We start from the raw sequence: 17,483 nt of genomic DNA on the forward strand, positions 1-17,483 counted from the left end.
AGACTTCCCCTGACGCCGGCGTTGGGGACTAGCGGTGAACGAGTACTTGACGCGTCGCAGGAACATCGACCTGGCACGCAGGACGAGCACGGGCTGTCGGAGCTGACTGCTTCCGACGCCCCCTTTCGCTCATCCCTGCCCAGGAGATGTTCCAGTGTCGCTCGTTCAGACATACCGCAAGCCCAAGGTCTTCGGACTGACAGTTCTCGGCGCGCTCGTCCTCGGCGCGCTGGCGGGCTGGCTCGGCAAGGGCACGTGGCTCGCGCCCGTCCTCGCCAAGATCGGCTCCACCTTCACGTCGCTGCTGCAGCTGACGGTCATCCCGCTGGTGTTCACGGCGATCGTCGTCGGCATCGCGTCGCTGCGGAACCTCGGCGGCGGCCGCACGGCAGCCCGTCTCGGCGGCAAGACGTTCCTGTGGTTCGCCATCACGTCGTTCATCGCGGTGCTGATCGGCATCGCGGTCGCCTCGGTCCTGCGGCTCGGCCAGGGCGTGCAGATCGAACCCGCCGCCGGCGCCGTCGACAAGCTCGCCAAGCGCGCTTCCGGCTCGTGGCAGGCGTTGCTCGACAACCTGGTGCCCACCAACATCTTCAGCTCGTTCACCGAGGGCGACGTGCTCCAGATCGTGTTCATCGCGGTGCTGGTCGGCTTCGCCGCCTACGCGCTCGGCGAGAAGGCCGCGCCGTTCACGAACCTCGTGAAGTCGTTCTTCGACATCATCCAGAAGGTCGTCGGCTGGATCATCCTGCTGGCCCCGATCGGCATCTTCGGCCTCATCGGCAACGCCGTCGCGTCCTACGGCAACTCGTTCGTGAAGCCGCTGTTCTCGTTGATCCTGGCCGTGTACCTCGGCACGGCGATCGTGCTGTTCGTCGTGTACCCGGTGCTGCTGAAGTTCGTCGGCAAGACCTCGCCGGTCGAGTTCTTCCGCAAGGCGGGCACCGCGCTGCAGTTCGCGTTCGTGTCGCGCTCGTCCGGCGCCACGCTTCCGTTGTCCCGCAAGGCAGCCACCGACCTCGGCGTGCCGCAGGAGTACGCGAACTTCGCCGTGCCGCTGGGCACCACGACCAAGATGGACGGGTGCGCCGCGGTCTACCCGGCCGTCGCGACGATCTTCATCGCGAACCTGTTCGGCATCCAGCTCTCGGTGTGGCAGTACGTCGGCATCGTGCTCGTCGCCGTGTTCGGTGCTCTGGCCACGGCCGGAACGACCGGCTGGTACACGATGCTCACCCTGACGCTGAGCGTCGTCGGCCTGCCGCCGGCCGTGATCGCGACCGGTGTGGCCGTGGTCTACGCGATCGACCCGATCCTCGACATGATGCGCACCGCGACCAACGTGGCCGGCCAGATCACCGTGCCGGTGCTGGTGGCCCGCAGCGAGAACCTGATCGAGGAGCCCGCCGCTCCGGCGGAGAAGGACCTCGTCAACGCTTAGGAATCAGCGCACGGACGTAGTTGCGACAACTTCGGCACCGGTGCGGGCCAGCCTGGAAGCTGCTCCCGCGCCGGTGCCGGCGTCGTACAGCCGACGTTCGCGCCGAGGGCCGAGAACACCTGGACGAACGCGTCGTTGCACTGGCCGTCGCAGGCGCGCTGGGCCGAGACGATGTCCGCGGTGCCGTCCTCGTTGACGTCGTGCAGCCCGAGGTACCCGGCGCTGGACAGATAGGCGGCCTGCGCGCGCGACCACGTGCCGTCCTTGCGGAACAGCACCTCGCCGAGCACCTTGCCGCCGGCGTCCCCGCGCACGAGGCACACGCTGATCGCCGCCGCCCGGCACTCCAGCGACTCGGCGGTCACCGTCGCGCCGGACTCGGCGATGGTCATCTCGAAGATGTACGGACCCGACTCCCCGGTCACCCTGATCCGCCCGCCGCCGGTTCCGGCGAGCAGCTCCACGAGGTCCTTGCCGACCGATCTGCCGATGACGACCTGGCAGACGGTGGTACCGCAGCGCATTCCGGGGTCGGTGCCGGATTGACCTGAATCGGTGTTGTTCGGCCTCCGGAAATAGGCGAACGTCAGCCCCGCGACGACGACCACGGCAGCGACGATGGCGATCACCTGCACCGACCTGGTTCCACCCACGTCGCAGATTGTGGCCGATGGGCTCACGATTGATGTGAAGTGAGCCGTCTCTCCCTCTCGGAGTTCGTCGATTTCCGTAGACTGCGGCACCAGCCAGAGCCGTAATTAACCGGTCCAGCAGGAGGTACGACGCCGTGTCGCTGCGCAAGGTCCTCATCGCGAACCGCGGTGAGATCGCCGTCCGGGTCATCCGCGCCTGCCGTGACGCCGGTCTGACGAGCGTCGCCGTCTACGCCGAACCCGACCGCGACGCCCCGTTCGTGCGACTCGCCGACGAGGCGTTCGCGCTGGGCGGCAACACTCCCGGCGAGAGCTACCTGTCGTTCGAGAAGGTGCTGGCGGCCGCCGCCCAGTCCGGCGCCGACTCCGTGCACCCCGGTTACGGCTTCCTGTCCGAGAACGCCGAGTTCGCGCAGGCCGTGATCGACGCCGGGCTGGTCTGGGTCGGCCCGACCCCGCAGGCCATCCGCGACCTCGGTGACAAGGTGACCGCGCGGCACATCGCCATGCGGGCGGGCGCGCCGCTGGTGCCCGGCACCAAGGACCCGGTCAACGGACCGGACGAGATCATCGCGTTCGCCTCCGAGCACGGCCTGCCGGTCGCGATCAAGGCGGCGTTCGGCGGTGGCGGCCGCGGCCTGAAGGTCGCGCGCACGATGGAGGAGATCCCCGAACTGTTCGACTCCGCGGTCCGCGAGGCCGTCACGGCGTTCGGCCGCGGCGAGTGCTTCGTCGAGCGCTACCTGGACAAGCCGCGCCACGTCGAGGCGCAGGTCCTCGCCGACACCCACGGCAACGTGATCGTCGTCGGCACGCGCGACTGCTCGTTGCAGCGCCGCCACCAGAAGCTGGTCGAGGAGGCGCCCGCGCCGTTCCTGACGGACGAGCAGCGCGCCACGATCCACTCCTCGGCGAAGGCGATCTGCCTGGAGGCCGGCTACCACGGTGCCGGCACCGTCGAGTACCTCGTCGGGATGGACGGGTCGATCTCGTTCCTGGAGGTCAACACGCGCCTGCAGGTCGAACACCCGGTGTCGGAGGAGACGACGGGCCTCGACCTGGTGCGCGAGCAGTTCCGGATCGCAGCCGGCGAGAAGCTGCGGTACACCGAGGACCCGGCTCCGCGCGCGCACTCCATCGAGTTCCGGATCAACGGCGAGGACGCCGGTCGTGGCTTCCTGCCCGCGCCCGGCACCGTGACGACGTTCATCGCGCCGTCCGGTCCCGGTGTCCGCGTGGACGCCGGTGTCGAGTCGGGTTCGGTGATCGGCGGGCAGTTCGACTCGTTGCTGGCCAAGCTGATCGTGACCGGCGAGAACCGCGACGAGGCCCTGGCCCGTGCGCGGCGCGCGCTGGACGAGATGGTCGTCGACGGCATGGCGACGGTGCTGCCGTTCCACCGCGTGATCGTGCGGGACGCGGCGTTCACCGCCGAGAAGCCCGAGGGTTTCACCGTGCACACGCGGTGGATCGAGACGGAGTTCGACAACCAGATCGCGCCGTTCGCCGGTGCCGCCGACGCGGCGGAGGAAGAGACGCCGCGCCAGACCGTGGTGGTCGAGGTCGGCGGGCGTCGCCTGGAGGTGTCGCTGCCGGGCGATCTCGCCGTCGGTTCCCGGCCTGCCGCCGCCGCTGCCAAGAAGCCGAAGACGAAGCGCGCGGGTGGCGGTTCGGCGGCCGTGTCGGGTGACGCGGTGGCGGCGCCGATGCAGGGCACGATCGTGAAGGTGGCCGTCGAGGACGGGCAGACCGTCGAGGCGGGCGACCTGATCGTGGTGCTGGAGGCCATGAAGATGGAGAACCCGGTGACGGCGCACAAGGCCGGCACGGTGACGGGTCTAGCGGCCGCGCCCGGCGACCCGATCACCCAGGGCACCGTGATCTGCGAGCTGAAGGACTGAGCTCGCAGGCTCGCGCAAGGGTCCCCCTGGGCGTTGGGTCCCCCGCGACCCAACGTACTCAGCGGGTCTGACACTCGCGGTGGACCGAGGCGGCGGGCTGTGATCTGCGCGCTTGCGAACGGACCGGCCGGGTCGCTCACCTACGATTGGTTCGTGAGCGACCCGAGCAGGGACATCCGCATCGGTGACACCGAGCGTCAGCAGGCGTTGCAGGTGCTCGGTGAGCACATGAGCGCGGGCCGCATCGACATCGACGAGTACGGCGACCGGTCCGCCAAGATCACCACCGCGAAGACCCGCGGCGAGCTGATGGCGTTGTTCTACGACCTGCCTGATCCGCGGCCTCAGTTCGTCGCGCCCGTGCCGATGTTCAACGAGCCCGTCAGGGCGCCCGCGCGCCGGTGGGAGGGCGCGGTCATCCCTGTGGTGGGCGTGGCCGTGGCGATCCTGTTCTTCGCCTTCGTCAAGAACCCGTTGATCTTCCTGCTCATCCCCGCGGTGGCGATCCTGTGGGGCCAGTGGAACGGACGCCGGCGCTGAAACCCTTGCTGCTGCTCGATCTCGACGGCGTGGTGCGCAGGTTCCCGCCGATGCCGGCGGAGCTCGCCGCAAGAGCTTTCGAGCCGTCGTTGCTGCACCGCGCGGTCACCGGGGAGATCTCCGACGAGCAGTGGCGGCAGGCGGTCGGCCCGGACTTCGAGGCCACGCCCGGCGAGGTGATCCCCGAGGCGCTGGCACTGGTCCGCACCGCACGACGGCAGTGCTTCGTGGCGTTGCTGTCCAACGCGACCACGAGGCTGGAGGCGGACCTGGCACTGCTCGGCCTCGACGCCGAGTTCGACGCGGTCTTCAACTCGTCCCGGCTCGGTCTCGCGAAGCCCGATCCCGCGATCTACCGCAGGGTGCTGGACGAGCTCGGCCACCCGACCGCGGTCTTCTGCGACGACACCGCGGAGCACGCGGCCGCGGCGACGGCGGCGGGGCTGGACGGCGTGCACGTGCCGGACACGGCGGCGTTGCGGACGGCGCTGGCCGTGCGGGAGCTGATCCCGCCGACCGTGCTGCTGATCCTGCCGGACCGCGACGAGGCCGAGGAACTGGCGACGGAGTTGCTGGAGGCCGGCTGGGGCCCGTGCGCCGTGCACAGGGACATGCTGGCGGGCGAGGACGACGCCGAGGACGTGGACTGGGTGGTCGAGCTGACCACCGCGCCGGACGGCCTCCCGGCGTCCGCGCACCACGCCGAGCTCGACGAACTGGCCGAGCGGCACGACGGTTTCACCGGCGACGGTTAGTGGTGTGACCCGGCTCGTCGGCGAGTGGATCCACGCTCAGCAGGGCGCCTCGCGGCGCCGCCCCCACGCCCCCGTACAACCAGTACGAGGACGTGGGGGCGACACCACGATGCACCCGTCTGACCGCAGATCCACCCGGCAACGTTCCAGGCCACACCACTAGCCTGCTGGCCGTGGAGCCAGTTGAGATCAACGCGGGCGAGTACTACCTGCGCGCCTTCCGCAGCGACGACCGAATCGACGACGTGCCGGCACTGGCGGAGGCCTTCGCCGACGTGGACACCAAGCGGTACATGCCGCGCCTGACCGCGGACGGCGCACCGTCCGCGGAGACGTTCGTCCTGCTGATGACCGACGGCTGGGAGAAGGACTACCGCTGGTCGTGGGCGGTCTGCGAGTCCGTCACCGCCGAGGTGATGGCCGGGATCGTCATCCACAACGTCGACCACCACCTCTCCTCCGCCGAGGTGATGTGCTGGAGTCAGCCGAAGCACCGCGGCAAGGGCGTGCTGCCGGCCGCGCTGAACTCCGTGCTCGGCTGGGTCTACGGCGCGATGGACGTGCACCGGGTCACGTACCGGCACGCGGTGTCGAACGCGGCCTCGCAGCGGGTCGCGGAGAAGTGCGGATTCACCCTGGAGGGTCGTCTTCGCGAGGAGGCGATGGTCGATGATCAGCGCGAAGACCAGTTGCTGTGGTCACGGCTGGCGTCGGACCCCCATCCCGAGCAGCTACGGTGACCGGCCATGCGGACCACGGGGCTCCTCATCGTCGCGATGGCGCTGGCCGGGTGCACGGCGGCGCCCCAGCAGAGCGCGCTGACCACCCCGCCTCCCCCACCGCCGGCACCCACGACGACGCCCTCGCAGCTCGACTTCCCGCAACGGCCGCGCGCGGTGCCGCTGGACGAAGTTGACCCCTGCGCGGTGCTGACCGCCGACCAGCGCACGGCGCTGAGCCTCGACAACCCGCCCAGCGCGTACGTCGAACCGAGCTTCGGCAGTGCGAAGGCGTGCACGATCCGCAGCACGACGAGCGGGAATGTGGCGAGGATCGCACTGGTGCTCGCCTCGGGCGCGGACGTGTGGCTCTCGGAGAACGCTCAGGTGGAGTACACGGTGAGCGCGATCGAGGGATTCGCGGCGATTACTGTCCGCACACCCGACGTGCACGACGTCTGCAATGTGGAAATAGACGTCGCGGATGGGCAGTTCCTCGACGTCATGTTCCGCGACGGCGGTAATTCCACTGCCGTGCAACAAGATCATCTTTGCCTCGGCGCCCAGCGGGTGGCAGAGGCCGCGATGGCCAGTTTGCTCCAGAAGCGCTGACCCACTCGGGCGGATGTCACTGTTCGCACTCCACAGCGTTACCTTCGGTGGCTAGAGTGTCGATGCGCTTGCACGTACAACCGCCGGAGGTTCCACCATGCCGCCAGGGGGACGCAGCGGGGCAGACTCCTCGCCGCCCGCTTCGCACGAGCTGAACGTGGAGCCAGAGGCGATCCCGGCGCTGCGCAACACGTTCTCGGCCGCCCTGATCAAGCTGGACAAGCAGATCGAGATGGCGATCACCGAGTTCCGCGTGCGCCCGTGGGCGGGTGACCCGGTCAGCCAGGAGGCGGCGGAGAAGTTCAACGACCGCTCGATCGCGGACGGGGACTCGGCTCTGCAGGCCCTGCTGAACTACCAGCGGCAGCTCAAGACCGCGATGGACAACCTCAACCAGATCGAACGGCAGTACAACGTGGTCGAGGGCGACAACACCGGCATGATGAACAAGAGCGGGTGCTGACCATGGCAGATCACCGCTGGCAGGGCTACAGCCACAAAGAGCTGTACGAGCGCATTCACGCAGGCCCAGGCGCTTCCGCGTCGTTCGCGTCGATGGAGCGCTGGCAGGGCGTGTCGGCCGCGCTGACCGAGATCAACGACGACCTGCACTCCGGCATCGCGCTCTCGGGCGCGAAGTGGCAGGGCAAGGCCGCCGACCTGGCGCAGGCCGGCCTGAACCCGATCGCCGCCTGGGCGGACAGCGCCCGCACCGGCTCGGACGTCATGCGTTACTCGGCGGAACTGCAGGCCGGGTACGTCTCGAAGGCCCGCGCGGACATGCCGGCGCCGGTCAACGTGACCGCGGAGCAGCCGGGTGCCCTCGTCAGCGGCATCACCCACCTCTTCGGCGGCCAGACCGACCACGAGAAGCAGGAGGCGGCCCAGGACGCCGCCGAGCGCCGCGCCCGTGAGGTCATGTCCACCTACGCCTCGTCCACGACCGCGAACACCTCGACGCTCGGCCAGTTCACCCAGCCGCCGCAGCTGCAGATCAGCGGCTCCGGCACCGTGCACGGCGGTGGTGCCCAGGTGGGCGCGGCCGCGGTCTGGGGTGTCGGCCCGAACGGCACCGGCGGCAGCGCGACCCGCGGCCGCACCCCGACGGGCACGCGCGGCACCACTGCCCCGCCGCCTCGGAGCAGCGCGCCCGCACCGGGCTCCACGACGCGTACGTCGAGCACGGGTACCAACACGGCTCCCGCCGTCAAGGGCACGCACAACTCGGTCTCGGCCGGCACCACCACCGGTCCTGGTGGCACGGGCACGGCCGGCGTCGGCCTGCCGGGCCAGCGCACCTCCAGCCGTTCGGGCAACTCCAACGGCCACGAGGTGAAACAGATGGAGGACGGCGCGACCGCGGCCTCCGGTGCCGCCATGGGCACGGTCATGAACCAGGGCCACGCCGCCGGTGTCGCGAACGCGTCGGGTTCCGCCATGGGCCCGATGGGCACGGTCGGTGCCGCGAACAACGGCGACCAGGTCCACCGCAGGGCCGTGCCGATGCCGCAGTCGTTCGACCCGTTCGGCGGCATGGGCGGCGGGCGCAAGGGCGAGGAAGAGGAGGACTTGGAGCACAAGGCCGCCGACTACCTCCGCGAGCGCGACGACATCTACGGCGTGGGTAGCTACACGTTGCCCGTCATCGGGGAGAGCACGACCGACTGATGACTCTGTTCGGCTTGGACGTCGGGACGAGCGACACGCGCGACCCGGTGATCATCTCCACGCTGGAGTTCGACGTCCTCTGGGAGCACCTGGGCCTGGAGATGATGCCGCTCGTCCTGAAGGTGCCCTCACCTGGCAAGACCACGGAGGAACGCCGCGCCATCGAGGACCAGGTCTGGCTGCAGCTCGGCGCCCGCGGCCTCGGCGGCCCGCGTTCCCTGGACCCGACCCTGGAAGACCTGCTGCACGTCCTGAACCGCCCGCAGCAGGAGATCGACGCCCGGATGTGGCTGAACGAACGCAGCCTCCGGGTGCTGGCCGCGGGCAAGGGCCAGGCGGGCGTGCTGGCGATCCTCGACGGCACCCAGCTCATCCTGCGCCCGGCGGAGGCCGACGGCCTCCCGCGCGAGGCCCTCACCGCCCTGCCGACGGCTCCGGCGGGCGAGGGCCACTCCATCACCCTGCCGTCGGCGGACCTGGACGGAGCAGCGGCCTCAGCGACGACTCCGGAGGACCTGGAGGCCGCGCTGAGTGCGACGTTGCGCGCCGACGACGCCCACACGCTGGCCGAGATGGTCCGCGACGCCTCGAACCGCGGTCAGTTCGGCGCGGCGGCCCGCGACAAGTGGGGCAAACGCGTCCGTCCGGACCGAGTGGTCGCCTTCTACGACACGCCGAAGGGCCGCTACCTGCAGATGCGCCGCGCGGTGGACGGTCAGCCTCCGTGGTCGACCATCACGCCGGTCGACTACCGGCGCATGCACCACCACCTGGTGGAACTGCTCGCGGAGGCCGCGGGCTCCTGACCGCCTGGCCAGGAGCCTCGACTCAGGATCAGGGCCCGATGCCCTGGCAGGGCCGGGTCCGCAGGTCGTTCACGTAGTCGTCGGGCGCCCCGGCGGCTTCCGCCGCGTCGGCGACCACCCCGATGTAGCGGGCGGACGGCAGCCCGCCCTCGTAGGCGTCCAGCACGTAGAGCCAGGCGACCACGGACCCCTCGAGGGTCTGCACCCGCAACCGGATCTTCTTGTACAGGCCGAGCGCACCCTCCCACCGGTCCAGCCGCGACTCATCGCGAGGCGACACGTCGTAGAGCACGCAGAACGTCTGGTGGTCTGGCTCCTCGACGATCGTCGCGAGGGCACCCTCCCAGCCGAGGTCCTCGCCACCGAACGTCATGCGCCATCCAACGAGCCAGCCGGTCCCCGCGAGCGGGGAGTACGGGGCTCGCTCCATCATCTGGTTCGGATCCATGTTCGACCCGTACGCGGCATAGAGCGGCACGTCCGACAGCGTAGCGACACGACGATCAGCTTTCGGTACTGACGACACGGTCGATTCGGTCAACGCGTACGGTTGAGCCGCCCAACAAGCCCGTGGAAGGGGACTGATCGTGACCCGCATCGTCATCATCGGCGGCGGACCCGCAGGTTACGAAGCAGCTCTGGTCGCGGCGCAACACGGCGCCGACGTGACCGTCGTCGAGAACGACGGGGCAGGTGGCGCGTGCGTGCTGTACGACTGCGTGCCGTCCAAGACCTTCATCGCTTCCGCGGGGGCCCGCAGCGCGTTCCGCAACGCCGGTGAGCTGGGCATTCAGACTCACAACGAGCTCGCGACGGTGGATCTCCCGGTCGTGCACGGACGGGTGAAGGGCCTCGCTCTGGCCCAGTCCGCAGACGTGCGCGCACGGCTGCAGCGCGAGGGCGTGCGGCTGATCAACGGACGTGCGAAGTTCGTCGACGACTCGCGCGGGCTCGCCCAGCACCAGGTCGTGGCGACCGGCGCGGACGGCTCCGACGAGATCCTCGACGCCGATGTGGTGCTCATCGCAACCGGTGCGACGCCGCGCGTGTTGCAGGGCGCGGAGCCCGACGGCAAGCGGATTCTCACCTGGCGGCAGATCTACGACCTGCCTGAGCTGCCCGAACACCTCGCGGTGATCGGTTCCGGCGTCACCGGTGTCGAGTTCGCCAGCGCCTACACCGAGATGGGCGTGAAGGTGACGATGGTCTCCAGCCGGGACCGCGTGCTGCCGCACGAGGACGCCGACGCGGCCGCGGTGCTGGAGGACGTGTTCGCCGAGCGCGGCACGGCCGTCGTCAAGCACGCCCGCGCGGACAAGGTCGAGAACACCGGAGACGGCGTTCTGATCCACCTGGAAGACGGTCGCACGATCGAGGCGTCGCACGCCCTGATGACCGTCGGTTCGGTGCCGAACACGACCGACATCGGCCTCGACAAGATCGGTATCGAACTCGGGCGCGGCGGGTACATCCCCGTCGACCGGGTCAGCCGGACCAACGTCAGCGGCGTCTACGCGGCCGGCGACTGCACCGGCGTGCTGCTGCTCGCGTCCGTCGCCGCCATGCAGGGGCGCATCGCGATGTGGCACGCGCTGGGCGAGGGCGTCAGCCCGATCAAGCTCAAGACCGTCGCCGCGAACGTCTTCACCAACCCCGAGATCGCCAGCGTCGGCATCAGCCAGCAGGCGATCGACTCGGGCGAGGTCCCCGCGCGCACGATCATGCTGCCGCTGGCCACGAACCCCCGCGCCAAGATGGAGGGTCTGCGCCGCGGCTTCGTGAAGCTGTTCTGCCGCCCGGCCACCGGCGTGGTCATCGGTGGTGTGGTGGTCGCGCCGAACGCGAGCGAGCTCATCCTGCCGATCGCGCTGGCCCTGCAGAACCAGCTCACCGTCGAACACCTCGCGACGACCTTCTCGGTCTACCCGTCGCTGTCCGGCTCGATCACCGAGGCCGGCCGCCAGCTCATGCGTCACGACGACCTGGACTGACCCTCCTCCCTCCTCCCCGAGAACTTCCGCACCTGCAGGCCGTCTACAGGCGGCTTGCAGGTGGTCTGCAGGCAGAGCGGGTTGACTCCGTTCTGCAAGCCGGACAACAGGAGGCCTGGGGATGAGGTGCGTCTTCGCTGCTGCCGTCGCTCTGACGGCAGCGGTACTTCTCGGTTCGTGTGCCGCACCGCAGGCGGTTGAGCCACAGGTCAGCCTCTCATCGACGGCGCAGTCGCCTGCGACACGAGGCATGCCGCCTTCGGAGCCGATCGAGATCCGCATTCCGAAGATCGACGCCGTGTCGTCGTTGGTCCCTTTGGGACTCAACGCCGACGAGACGGTCGAGGTCCCTCCGGTCGAACAGCCCCTGCAAGCGGGCTGGTACAGCCTCGCCCGGACTCCGGGTGAAGCGGGACCGGCGGTCGTCCTCGGTCACGTCGACGGTGACAGGCAGCCAGGAATCTTCTTCCGGCTCAAGGAACTCGTCGTGGGCGACGAGGTCGTGGTGTCCAGAAAGGATGGCACCACGGCGAAGTTCCACGTGTACAAGAAGGAACAGATCGCCAAGGCCAGCTTCCCCACGGAGGCCGTCTACGGCGACACCGACGCACCCGAGTTGCGGCTGATCACCTGTGGCGGCAACTACGACCAGGCCGCGCGCAGCTACCGGGACAACGTCATCGTCTACGCAACTCTCGTCTGAACACGAGAAACCTATCTGGGGGAAGAATGAAGATCATCAAGGCCACCATCGGACTGGCCGCCGTCGCCACCGCTCTCACGTTCGCGCCGTTCGCCAGCGCCCAGTCGGCCGAGGGCTTCACGCTCGACAAGGCCGAGTACGTCCCCGGTGACAACATCACCATTTCCTACGACGTCGCCGCCGGATGCGAGGGCAGGGCGAGCTCGAACGGCTTCATCAACCGGTACTCCTCGGAGTTCCTGGTCGACGGACCGCGAACCATGGCCGCCGAGGCCAACGCCAGCTGGGTTCCCGGCTCGTACACCGCCGAACTGACCTGCAAGGGCGAGAAGGTCACCAGGGCGTTCACGGTCGCGGCTCCGCGCGACAAGTTCACGCTCGACAAGACCGAGGTCGAGGCGGGCGGCGACATCAGCGTGATGAAGACCAAGCAGTCGGACTGCGGCGAGGTCGCGACCTCGCCGGGCTTCACCGCCCCGATCAAGCTGGAGTACGAGTCGGTGAACCTCCGCATCGGCAACGGCAAGGTCGTCGACCAGGCCGGCACCTACCAGGCCGAGATGACCTGTGGCGGCAAGCAGGTGCAGGTGGAGTTCGTGGTCACCGCGAAGGCTCCCGCGCAGACCGTCGCGGACAAGCCCAAGACGGCGGCCAAGTCCCCGATCGTGAAGCCGAAGGGTGCCCCGCAGACCGGTGGTGGCGCGACCGCGTGATCAGAAGTTGATCACATTTCGATCCTGTCCCGATCGGACGAGCAACTGACCCACGAGATGTGCGTCAATGGGTTCGTGGGGACTCGTGTCTTGATCGCGGTGCTGTGTGTGGCGCTGGCCACCGCCTGTTCGCAGGGGCCCGCACCGAAGCCGTCGGCGGCGACGAGCGACAGCGCGCCGCCGCCGGTGGTGTCACCGCTCGGTACCTCCGACCCGATGGAGCTGCGGATCGAGCGGATCGGCGTGCGGTCGTCACTGGTTGCACTCGGCCTCGATCCGCAGGGCGTCGTCCAGATGCCGCCGGCCAACGAGGGCATGCAGGCCGGTTGGCACCAAACGCAACCGCAGCAGTGGATCATCGTCGGCCGGATCGAGAGCAACAAGGCCAGAGGCGTCTACTTCCGGCTGAACGACCTGTTGCAGGGCGACGTCGTCGAAGTGTCCAAGAAGGACGGTTCGGTCGCCCGCTTCGCCGTGACCCGCACGGAGAGGATCATCCGCGAAGACTTCTTCGCGGAGGCCGTCGCGCGGGACAAGGACGAGCAGGGGCTGCGGCTGATCACGTGTGGCACCCGCGACAACGTGATCGTGCACGCAGCCCCAGCTCAATAACCGTCCGCGAGGTCCGCGGTCCGCGAGGTTCGCGAGGTTCGCGAGGTTCGCGCTTCCCGGCGAACGAGCCGGAGTCTGCGAAGCAGCGACCAAAAACTCAGACCCAGTCGAAGGTCTTGCTCACGGCCTTCTTCCAGTTGGCGTACTCGGACGCGCGCCGGGACTCGTCCATCTGCGGCTCCCACTGCTTGTCCTGCGCCCAGTTCTCGCGGATCTCGTCCTCCGACTTCCAGAACCCGACCGCGAGACCGGCGGCGTAGGCGGCGCCGAGCGCGGTCGTCTCCGCGACGACCGGCCTGATCACCGGCACGCCGAGGATGTCCGCCTGGAACTGCATCAGCAGTTCGTTCACGACCATGCCGCCGTCGACCTTCAACGCGGTCAGGTCGACGCCCGAGTCGGCGTTCATCGCGTCGAGCACCTCCCGCGTCTGGAAGGCCGTCGCCTCCAGCACGGCCCGCGCGAGGTGGCCCTTGTTGACGAACCTCGTGAGACCCACGATCGCGCCGCGGGCGTCGGAACGCCAGTACGGTGCGAACAGGCCGGAGAACGCGGGCACGAAGTACGCGCCGCCGTTGTCGTCCACCGACCGGGCGAACTCCTCGATCTCGGCCGCGCTGGAGATCATGCCGAGGTTGTCGCGCAGCCACTGCACCAGCGAACCGGTGACCGCGATCGAGCCCTCCAGGGCGTAGACGGCGGGAGCCTCACCGATCTTGTAGCAGACGGTGGTGAGCAACCCGTTCTCGCTCATCACCTTCTCGGTACCGGTGTTGAGCAGCATGAAGTTGCCGGTGCCGTAGGTGTTCTTGGCTTCACCGGGCGACAGGCAGGCCTGGCCGAACGTCGCCGCCTGCTGGTCGCCGAGGATGCCCGCGATCGGCACGCCGGCCAGCGCGCCGCGTTCGCGCACCTGGCCGTAGACCTCCGACGAGGAACGGATCTCCGGCAGCATCGACATCGGGATGCCCATGTCGGAGGCGATCGACTCGTCCCACTGCAACGTGTCGAGGTCCATCAGCATGGTGCGCGACGCGTTCGTCGGGTCGGTGACGTGCACGCCGCCGTCCACCCCGCCCGTCATGTTCCACAGCACCCAGGTGTCCATGTTGCCGAACAGCAGGTCGCCGGCCTCGGCCTTCTCCCGCGCGCCTTCGACGTTGTCGAGGATCCAGCGGACCTTGGGCCCGGAGAAGTAGGTCGCGAGCGGCAGGCCGACCTTCTGGCGGTAGCGCTCCTGGCCGCCGCCGAGCGCACCCAGTTCCTGCACGATCTTGTCGGTGCGCGTGTCCTGCCAGACGATGGCGTTGTAGACGGGCTCACCGGTGTTCCTGTCCCACACCAACGCGGTCTCGCGCTGGTTGGTGATGCCGACGGCAGCGATGTCCGAAGTGGACAGATCGGCTTTCGCGAGCGCGCCCGCGGCGACCTGGCGGGTGTTCTGCCAGACCTCCTTCGGGTCGTGCTCGACCCACCCCGCTTTGGGGAAGATCTGCTCGTGCTCCTTCTGGTCGACCGAGACCACCCGCCCGGAGTGGTCGAAGATCATGCACCGGGTCGACGTCGTGCCCTGGTCGATCGCGGCCACGTACTGCGTCATGCGAGAAGTCCTTTCAGACCGGGAGAACCAGGAAGAGCAGCGCGGCGAGCGCGCCACCCACGAGCGGGCCGACGACGGGGACCCACGAATAGCCCCAGTTGGCGTTGCCCTTGTTGCGGATCGGCATGAGGAACGCGTAGGCGATGCGCGGACCGAGGTCGCGCGCCGGGTTGATCGCGTAGCCGGTCGGGCCACCGAGCGACGTGCCGATCACCAGCACGACGAACGCGACACCCGCGTAGCCGAGCGCCGAGTTGCCGAACGTCGGCACGCCGTCCACCGACACCTTCGCGGCCGGCGACAGCAGGATCCACGCGACGAGCACGAACGTGCCGATGATCTCGGAGACGAGGTTCCACGGCTTGTTCGGCACGGTCGGGCCGGTGGAGAAGATGCCGAGCGTGTTCTGCGGTTCGTCGTGCGTGTCGAACTGCAGCTTGTAGGTGGCCCAGCAGAGCATCGCACCGATGATCGCGCCGACCATCTGCCCGAGGACGTAGACGGGCACGTCGCCCCACGGAGTCTTGTCCGCGATCGCGAGTCCCAGCGTGACGGCCGGGTTGAGGTGCGCGCCGCTCGGAGCGGCGATGCTCGCGCCGGTGAAGACCGCGAAGGCCCAGCCGACGTTGACGAACAGGAATCCCGTGCTGTTTCCGAGGGTGTTCTTGAGCACCTGGTTCGCGACGACACCGGTGCCCAGGAGAATGAGAACCGCCGTCCCCAGCAGCTCCCAGACGAAGATCGAGCCTGCGCTCATCGTCGACCTCCACTCGTTTGCGGCCAGGCAGGACGCGCAAACCCGAGGTCAGGGCCGCGCCGCCCGCCTACAACGTGCTCGGACGCTATTACCGACCTGATCAGTTGTCCACGCCAAGTGCGTGCAGTCAGGCCATTTGCAGGCCAGAAGGTTCTGGCCAGCGCGCCCGTGGGCGGACGGCGGTCGCTGAAGGTAGCGTGAGGCGAAGTCGTAGCAGGGAGGCGTCTGTCGTGGCCACGCGCAAGAACGCAGCTGCACCACCGCGAACCCATGCCGAACCGCCGATCACCGGCAGGCTCGGTCCGGCCGAACGCGAGGAGGCCTGGCAGCGGCTGGGCGCCGAGACGTTCGACGTCGTGGTCGTCGGCGGCGGTGTCGTCGGTGTCGGCGCGGCACTGGACGCCGCCACGCGCGGACTGCGGGTGGCGCTCGTCGAGGCCCGTGACCTGGCGTCTGGCACGTCCAGCCGGTCCTCCAAGCTCTTCCACGGCGGCCTGCGCTACCTGGAACAGCTGGAGTTCGGCCTGGTGCGCGAGGCACTGCGCGAGCGCGAGCTGATGCTGACGCGCATCGCGCCGCACCTGGTGAAGCCCGTCGCGTTCCTCTACCCGCTGACCAACCGCATCTGGGAACGCCCGTACTCGGCGGCCGGCCTGTTCCTGTACGACACGATGGGCGGCGCCCGGTCCGTGCCGGGGCAGAAACATCTCACCCGAGCGGGCGCGCTCCGGCTGGTTCCCGCGTTGAAGCGCGACGCGTTGATCGGCGGCATCCGCTACTACGACGCCCAGGCCGACGACGCCCGGCACACGATGATGGTCGGCCGCACCGCCGCCCACTACGGCGCCGTGGTGCGCACGTCGACCCAGGTGGTCGAGTTCCTGCGGGAGGCGGACCGCGTGTCCGGCGTGCGGGTGCGCGACGTCGAGGACGGGCGCGAGGTCGACGTGCGGGCGCACGCCGTGATCAACGCGACCGGTGTCTGGACCGACGAGCTGCAGCGGCTTTCCGGCTCGCGTGGACGGTTCCGGGTGCGGGCGTCGAAGGGCGTGCACATCGTCGTTCCGCGCGACCGGATCGTCGCCGAGGCCGGGATGATCCTGCGCACCGAGAAGTCCGTGCTGTTCGTCATCCCGTGGCGCAACCACTGGATCGTCGGCACCACGGACACCGACTGGAACCTCGACCTGGCGCACCCCGCCGCCACCAAGCACGACATCGACTACATCCTCGAACACGTCAACTCGGTGCTCGCGACCCCGTTGACGCACGACGACATCGAGGGCGTCTACGCGGGCCTGCGGCCGTTGCTGGCGGGCGAATCCGACTCGACGTCGAAGCTCTCCCGTGAGCACGCGGTCGCGCGCGTCTCTCCCGGTCTGGTGGCGATCGCCGGCGGCAAGTACACGACGTACCGGGTGATGGGCGCGGACGCCGTCGACGCGGCGCACGTCGACCTGCCGGGTCGCATCCAGCCGTCGATCACGGACAAGGTGCCGCTGGTCGGCGCAGACGGCTACCACGCGCTGGTGAACCAGGCAGATCAACTGGCGGCCAAGCACGGCCTGCACCCGTACCGCGTGCGGCACCTGCTGGACCGCTACGGCTCACTGATCCACGAGGTGCTGTCGCTGGCCGCGGACAACCCCGAGTTGCTCAAGCCGATCCCGGCCTCCCCCGACTACCTGCAGGTCGAGGCGGTGTACGCGGTCTCGCACGAGGGCGCGATGCACCTGGAGGACGTGCTGACGCGGCGCACCCGCATCTCCATCGAGTACGCCCACCGCGGCGTCGACTCGGCGGACGCGGTGGCCAGGCTGGTCGCGCCGATCCTCGGGTGGGACGAGGACGCGATCAAGCGCGAGGTCGAGATCTACAACGCGCGCGTCGAGGCCGAGCGCACGTCCCAGACCAAGCCGGACGACCAGGCGGCGGACGCGATTCGTGCCTCGGCGCCGGAAGCGCGTCCTCAGTTGACCGAACCCGTGAGCTGATCTTCGGCATGCTGTAGG

Annotated in this window: 18 protein-coding genes; 14 read left to right on the top strand and 4 right to left on the bottom strand. The window is 69.1% G+C overall.

What is annotated here, in order from left to right; all coding sequences use genetic code 11:
• The first annotated feature begins 154 nt into the window (after window positions 1-154).
• Window positions 155-1,441: a dicarboxylate/amino acid:cation symporter gene (locus ACIRG5_RS36150; RefSeq protein ID WP_402913453.1), complete on the top strand. Its 1,287-nt coding sequence runs from the start codon at window positions 155-157 to the stop codon at window positions 1,439-1,441.
• On the opposite strand, the gene ACIRG5_RS36155 is transcribed toward ACIRG5_RS36150, so the two are convergent.
• A complete protein-coding gene (locus ACIRG5_RS36155; protein WP_402913456.1) occupies window positions 1,438-2,094 on the bottom strand; it encodes a hypothetical protein in 657 nt (218 codons plus the stop codon). The genes ACIRG5_RS36150 and ACIRG5_RS36155 overlap by 4 nt on opposite strands.
• Window positions 2,095-2,228: 134 nt before the next feature.
• On the opposite strand from ACIRG5_RS36155, the gene ACIRG5_RS36160 reads away from it, so the two are divergent.
• The 8 genes from ACIRG5_RS36160 to ACIRG5_RS36195 all read left to right on the top strand — a co-directional run bounded on the left by ACIRG5_RS36160 (window position 2,229) and on the right by ACIRG5_RS36195 (window position 9,095).
• Window positions 2,229-3,995 (top strand): acetyl/propionyl/methylcrotonyl-CoA carboxylase subunit alpha, encoded by a 1,767-nt coding sequence (locus tag ACIRG5_RS36160; RefSeq protein ID WP_402913458.1) that lies wholly within the window; start codon window positions 2,229-2,231, stop codon window positions 3,993-3,995.
• Between the two features lie 153 nt (window positions 3,996-4,148).
• Window positions 4,149-4,535: a DUF1707 domain-containing protein gene (locus ACIRG5_RS36165; RefSeq protein ID WP_402913461.1), complete on the top strand. Its 387-nt coding sequence runs from the start codon at window positions 4,149-4,151 to the stop codon at window positions 4,533-4,535.
• Window positions 4,514-5,290, top strand: coding sequence for an HAD-IA family hydrolase (locus ACIRG5_RS36170; protein ID WP_402913463.1), 777 nt, complete (start codon window positions 4,514-4,516; stop codon window positions 5,288-5,290). The genes ACIRG5_RS36165 and ACIRG5_RS36170 overlap by 22 nt, the downstream gene beginning before the upstream one ends.
• 173 nt (window positions 5,291-5,463) lie before the next feature.
• On the top strand, window positions 5,464-6,030 hold the full coding sequence (locus ACIRG5_RS36175; protein ID WP_402913466.1) for a GNAT family N-acetyltransferase: 567 nt from the start codon (window positions 5,464-5,466) through the stop codon (window positions 6,028-6,030).
• A gap of 6 nt (window positions 6,031-6,036) precedes the next feature.
• Window positions 6,037-6,621, top strand: a complete 585-nt coding sequence (locus ACIRG5_RS36180) for a DUF3558 domain-containing protein (RefSeq protein ID WP_402913469.1) — start codon at window positions 6,037-6,039, stop codon at window positions 6,619-6,621.
• Between the two features lie 97 nt (window positions 6,622-6,718).
• A complete protein-coding gene (locus ACIRG5_RS36185; RefSeq protein WP_093591718.1) occupies window positions 6,719-7,084 on the top strand; it encodes a transcriptional regulator in 366 nt (121 codons plus the stop codon).
• Between the two features lie 2 nt (window positions 7,085-7,086).
• Window positions 7,087-8,289: a PPE domain-containing protein gene (locus ACIRG5_RS36190; protein ID WP_402913472.1), complete on the top strand. Its 1,203-nt coding sequence runs from the start codon at window positions 7,087-7,089 to the stop codon at window positions 8,287-8,289.
• Window positions 8,289-9,095 carry an ESX secretion-associated protein EspG gene (locus ACIRG5_RS36195; protein ID WP_402913475.1) on the top strand — a complete coding sequence of 269 codons (807 nt, stop codon included), beginning with the start codon at window positions 8,289-8,291 and terminating at the stop codon, window positions 9,093-9,095. Before ACIRG5_RS36190 ends, ACIRG5_RS36195 begins: the two co-directional genes overlap by 1 nt.
• Window positions 9,096-9,123: 28 nt before the next feature.
• On the opposite strand, the gene ACIRG5_RS36200 is transcribed toward ACIRG5_RS36195, so the two are convergent.
• Window positions 9,124-9,573, bottom strand: coding sequence for a gamma-glutamylcyclotransferase family protein (locus ACIRG5_RS36200; protein ID WP_030478530.1), 450 nt, complete (start codon window positions 9,571-9,573; stop codon window positions 9,124-9,126).
• Window positions 9,574-9,682: 109 nt separating this feature from the next.
• Between ACIRG5_RS36200 and ACIRG5_RS36205 the strand changes: the two genes are divergently transcribed.
• From ACIRG5_RS36205 to ACIRG5_RS36220, 4 genes are all read left to right on the top strand, one after another.
• Window positions 9,683-11,086: an NAD(P)H-quinone dehydrogenase gene (locus ACIRG5_RS36205; protein ID WP_402913478.1), complete on the top strand. Its 1,404-nt coding sequence runs from the start codon at window positions 9,683-9,685 to the stop codon at window positions 11,084-11,086.
• A 121-nt stretch (window positions 11,087-11,207) separates the two neighbouring features.
• Entirely contained in the window at window positions 11,208-11,789 is a 582-nt protein-coding gene (locus ACIRG5_RS36210) for a class F sortase (protein WP_402913480.1), read from the top strand.
• Between the two features lie 26 nt (window positions 11,790-11,815).
• A complete protein-coding gene (locus tag ACIRG5_RS36215; protein WP_402913483.1) occupies window positions 11,816-12,502 on the top strand; it encodes a hypothetical protein in 687 nt (228 codons plus the stop codon).
• Window positions 12,503-12,577: 75 nt separating this feature from the next.
• On the top strand, window positions 12,578-13,114 hold the full coding sequence (locus tag ACIRG5_RS36220; RefSeq protein ID WP_402913486.1) for a sortase domain-bontaining protein: 537 nt from the start codon (window positions 12,578-12,580) through the stop codon (window positions 13,112-13,114).
• Window positions 13,115-13,211: 97 nt separating this feature from the next.
• Here ACIRG5_RS36220 and glpK read toward each other — a convergent pair whose 3' ends face one another.
• Window positions 13,212-14,714 carry a glycerol kinase GlpK gene (glpK, locus tag ACIRG5_RS36225; RefSeq protein ID WP_402913488.1) on the bottom strand — a complete coding sequence of 501 codons (1,503 nt, stop codon included), beginning with the start codon at window positions 14,712-14,714 and terminating at the stop codon, window positions 13,212-13,214.
• 13 nt (window positions 14,715-14,727) lie between these two features.
• A complete protein-coding gene (locus ACIRG5_RS36230; protein ID WP_402913490.1) occupies window positions 14,728-15,471 on the bottom strand; it encodes an MIP/aquaporin family protein in 744 nt (247 codons plus the stop codon).
• A 284-nt stretch (window positions 15,472-15,755) separates the two neighbouring features.
• Between ACIRG5_RS36230 and ACIRG5_RS36235 the strand changes: the two genes are divergently transcribed.
• Window positions 15,756-17,465: a glycerol-3-phosphate dehydrogenase/oxidase gene (locus ACIRG5_RS36235; protein WP_402913968.1), complete on the top strand. Its 1,710-nt coding sequence runs from the start codon at window positions 15,756-15,758 to the stop codon at window positions 17,463-17,465.
• Window positions 17,466-17,483: the final 18 nt, after the last annotated feature.

Origin of the sequence: Lentzea sp. NPDC102401, from assembly GCF_044765805.1 — a bacterium.
Lineage (GTDB): Bacteria > Actinomycetota > Actinomycetes > Mycobacteriales > Pseudonocardiaceae > Lentzea > Lentzea sokolovensis.

Bases quoted from the DNA above. Each gene is read 5' to 3' on its own strand.
- ACIRG5_RS36180 (WP_402913469.1), top strand. From the start codon at position 6,037: ATGCGGACCACGGGGCTCCTCATCGTCGCGATGGCGCTGGCCGGGTGC.
- ACIRG5_RS36215 (WP_402913483.1), top strand. From the start codon at position 11,816: ATGAAGATCATCAAGGCCACCATCGGACTGGCCGCCGTCGCCACCGCT.
- ACIRG5_RS36230 (WP_402913490.1), bottom strand. From the start codon at position 15,471: ATGAGCGCAGGCTCGATCTTCGTCTGGGAGCTGCTGGGGACGGCGGTT.
- ACIRG5_RS36195 (WP_402913475.1), top strand. From the start codon at position 8,289: ATGACTCTGTTCGGCTTGGACGTCGGGACGAGCGACACGCGCGACCCG.
- ACIRG5_RS36185 (WP_093591718.1), top strand. From the start codon at position 6,719: ATGCCGCCAGGGGGACGCAGCGGGGCAGACTCCTCGCCGCCCGCTTCG.
- glpK (WP_402913488.1), bottom strand. From the start codon at position 14,714: ATGACGCAGTACGTGGCCGCGATCGACCAGGGCACGACGTCGACCCGG.
- ACIRG5_RS36190 (WP_402913472.1), top strand. From the start codon at position 7,087: ATGGCAGATCACCGCTGGCAGGGCTACAGCCACAAAGAGCTGTACGAG.
- ACIRG5_RS36210 (WP_402913480.1), top strand. From the start codon at position 11,208: ATGAGGTGCGTCTTCGCTGCTGCCGTCGCTCTGACGGCAGCGGTACTT.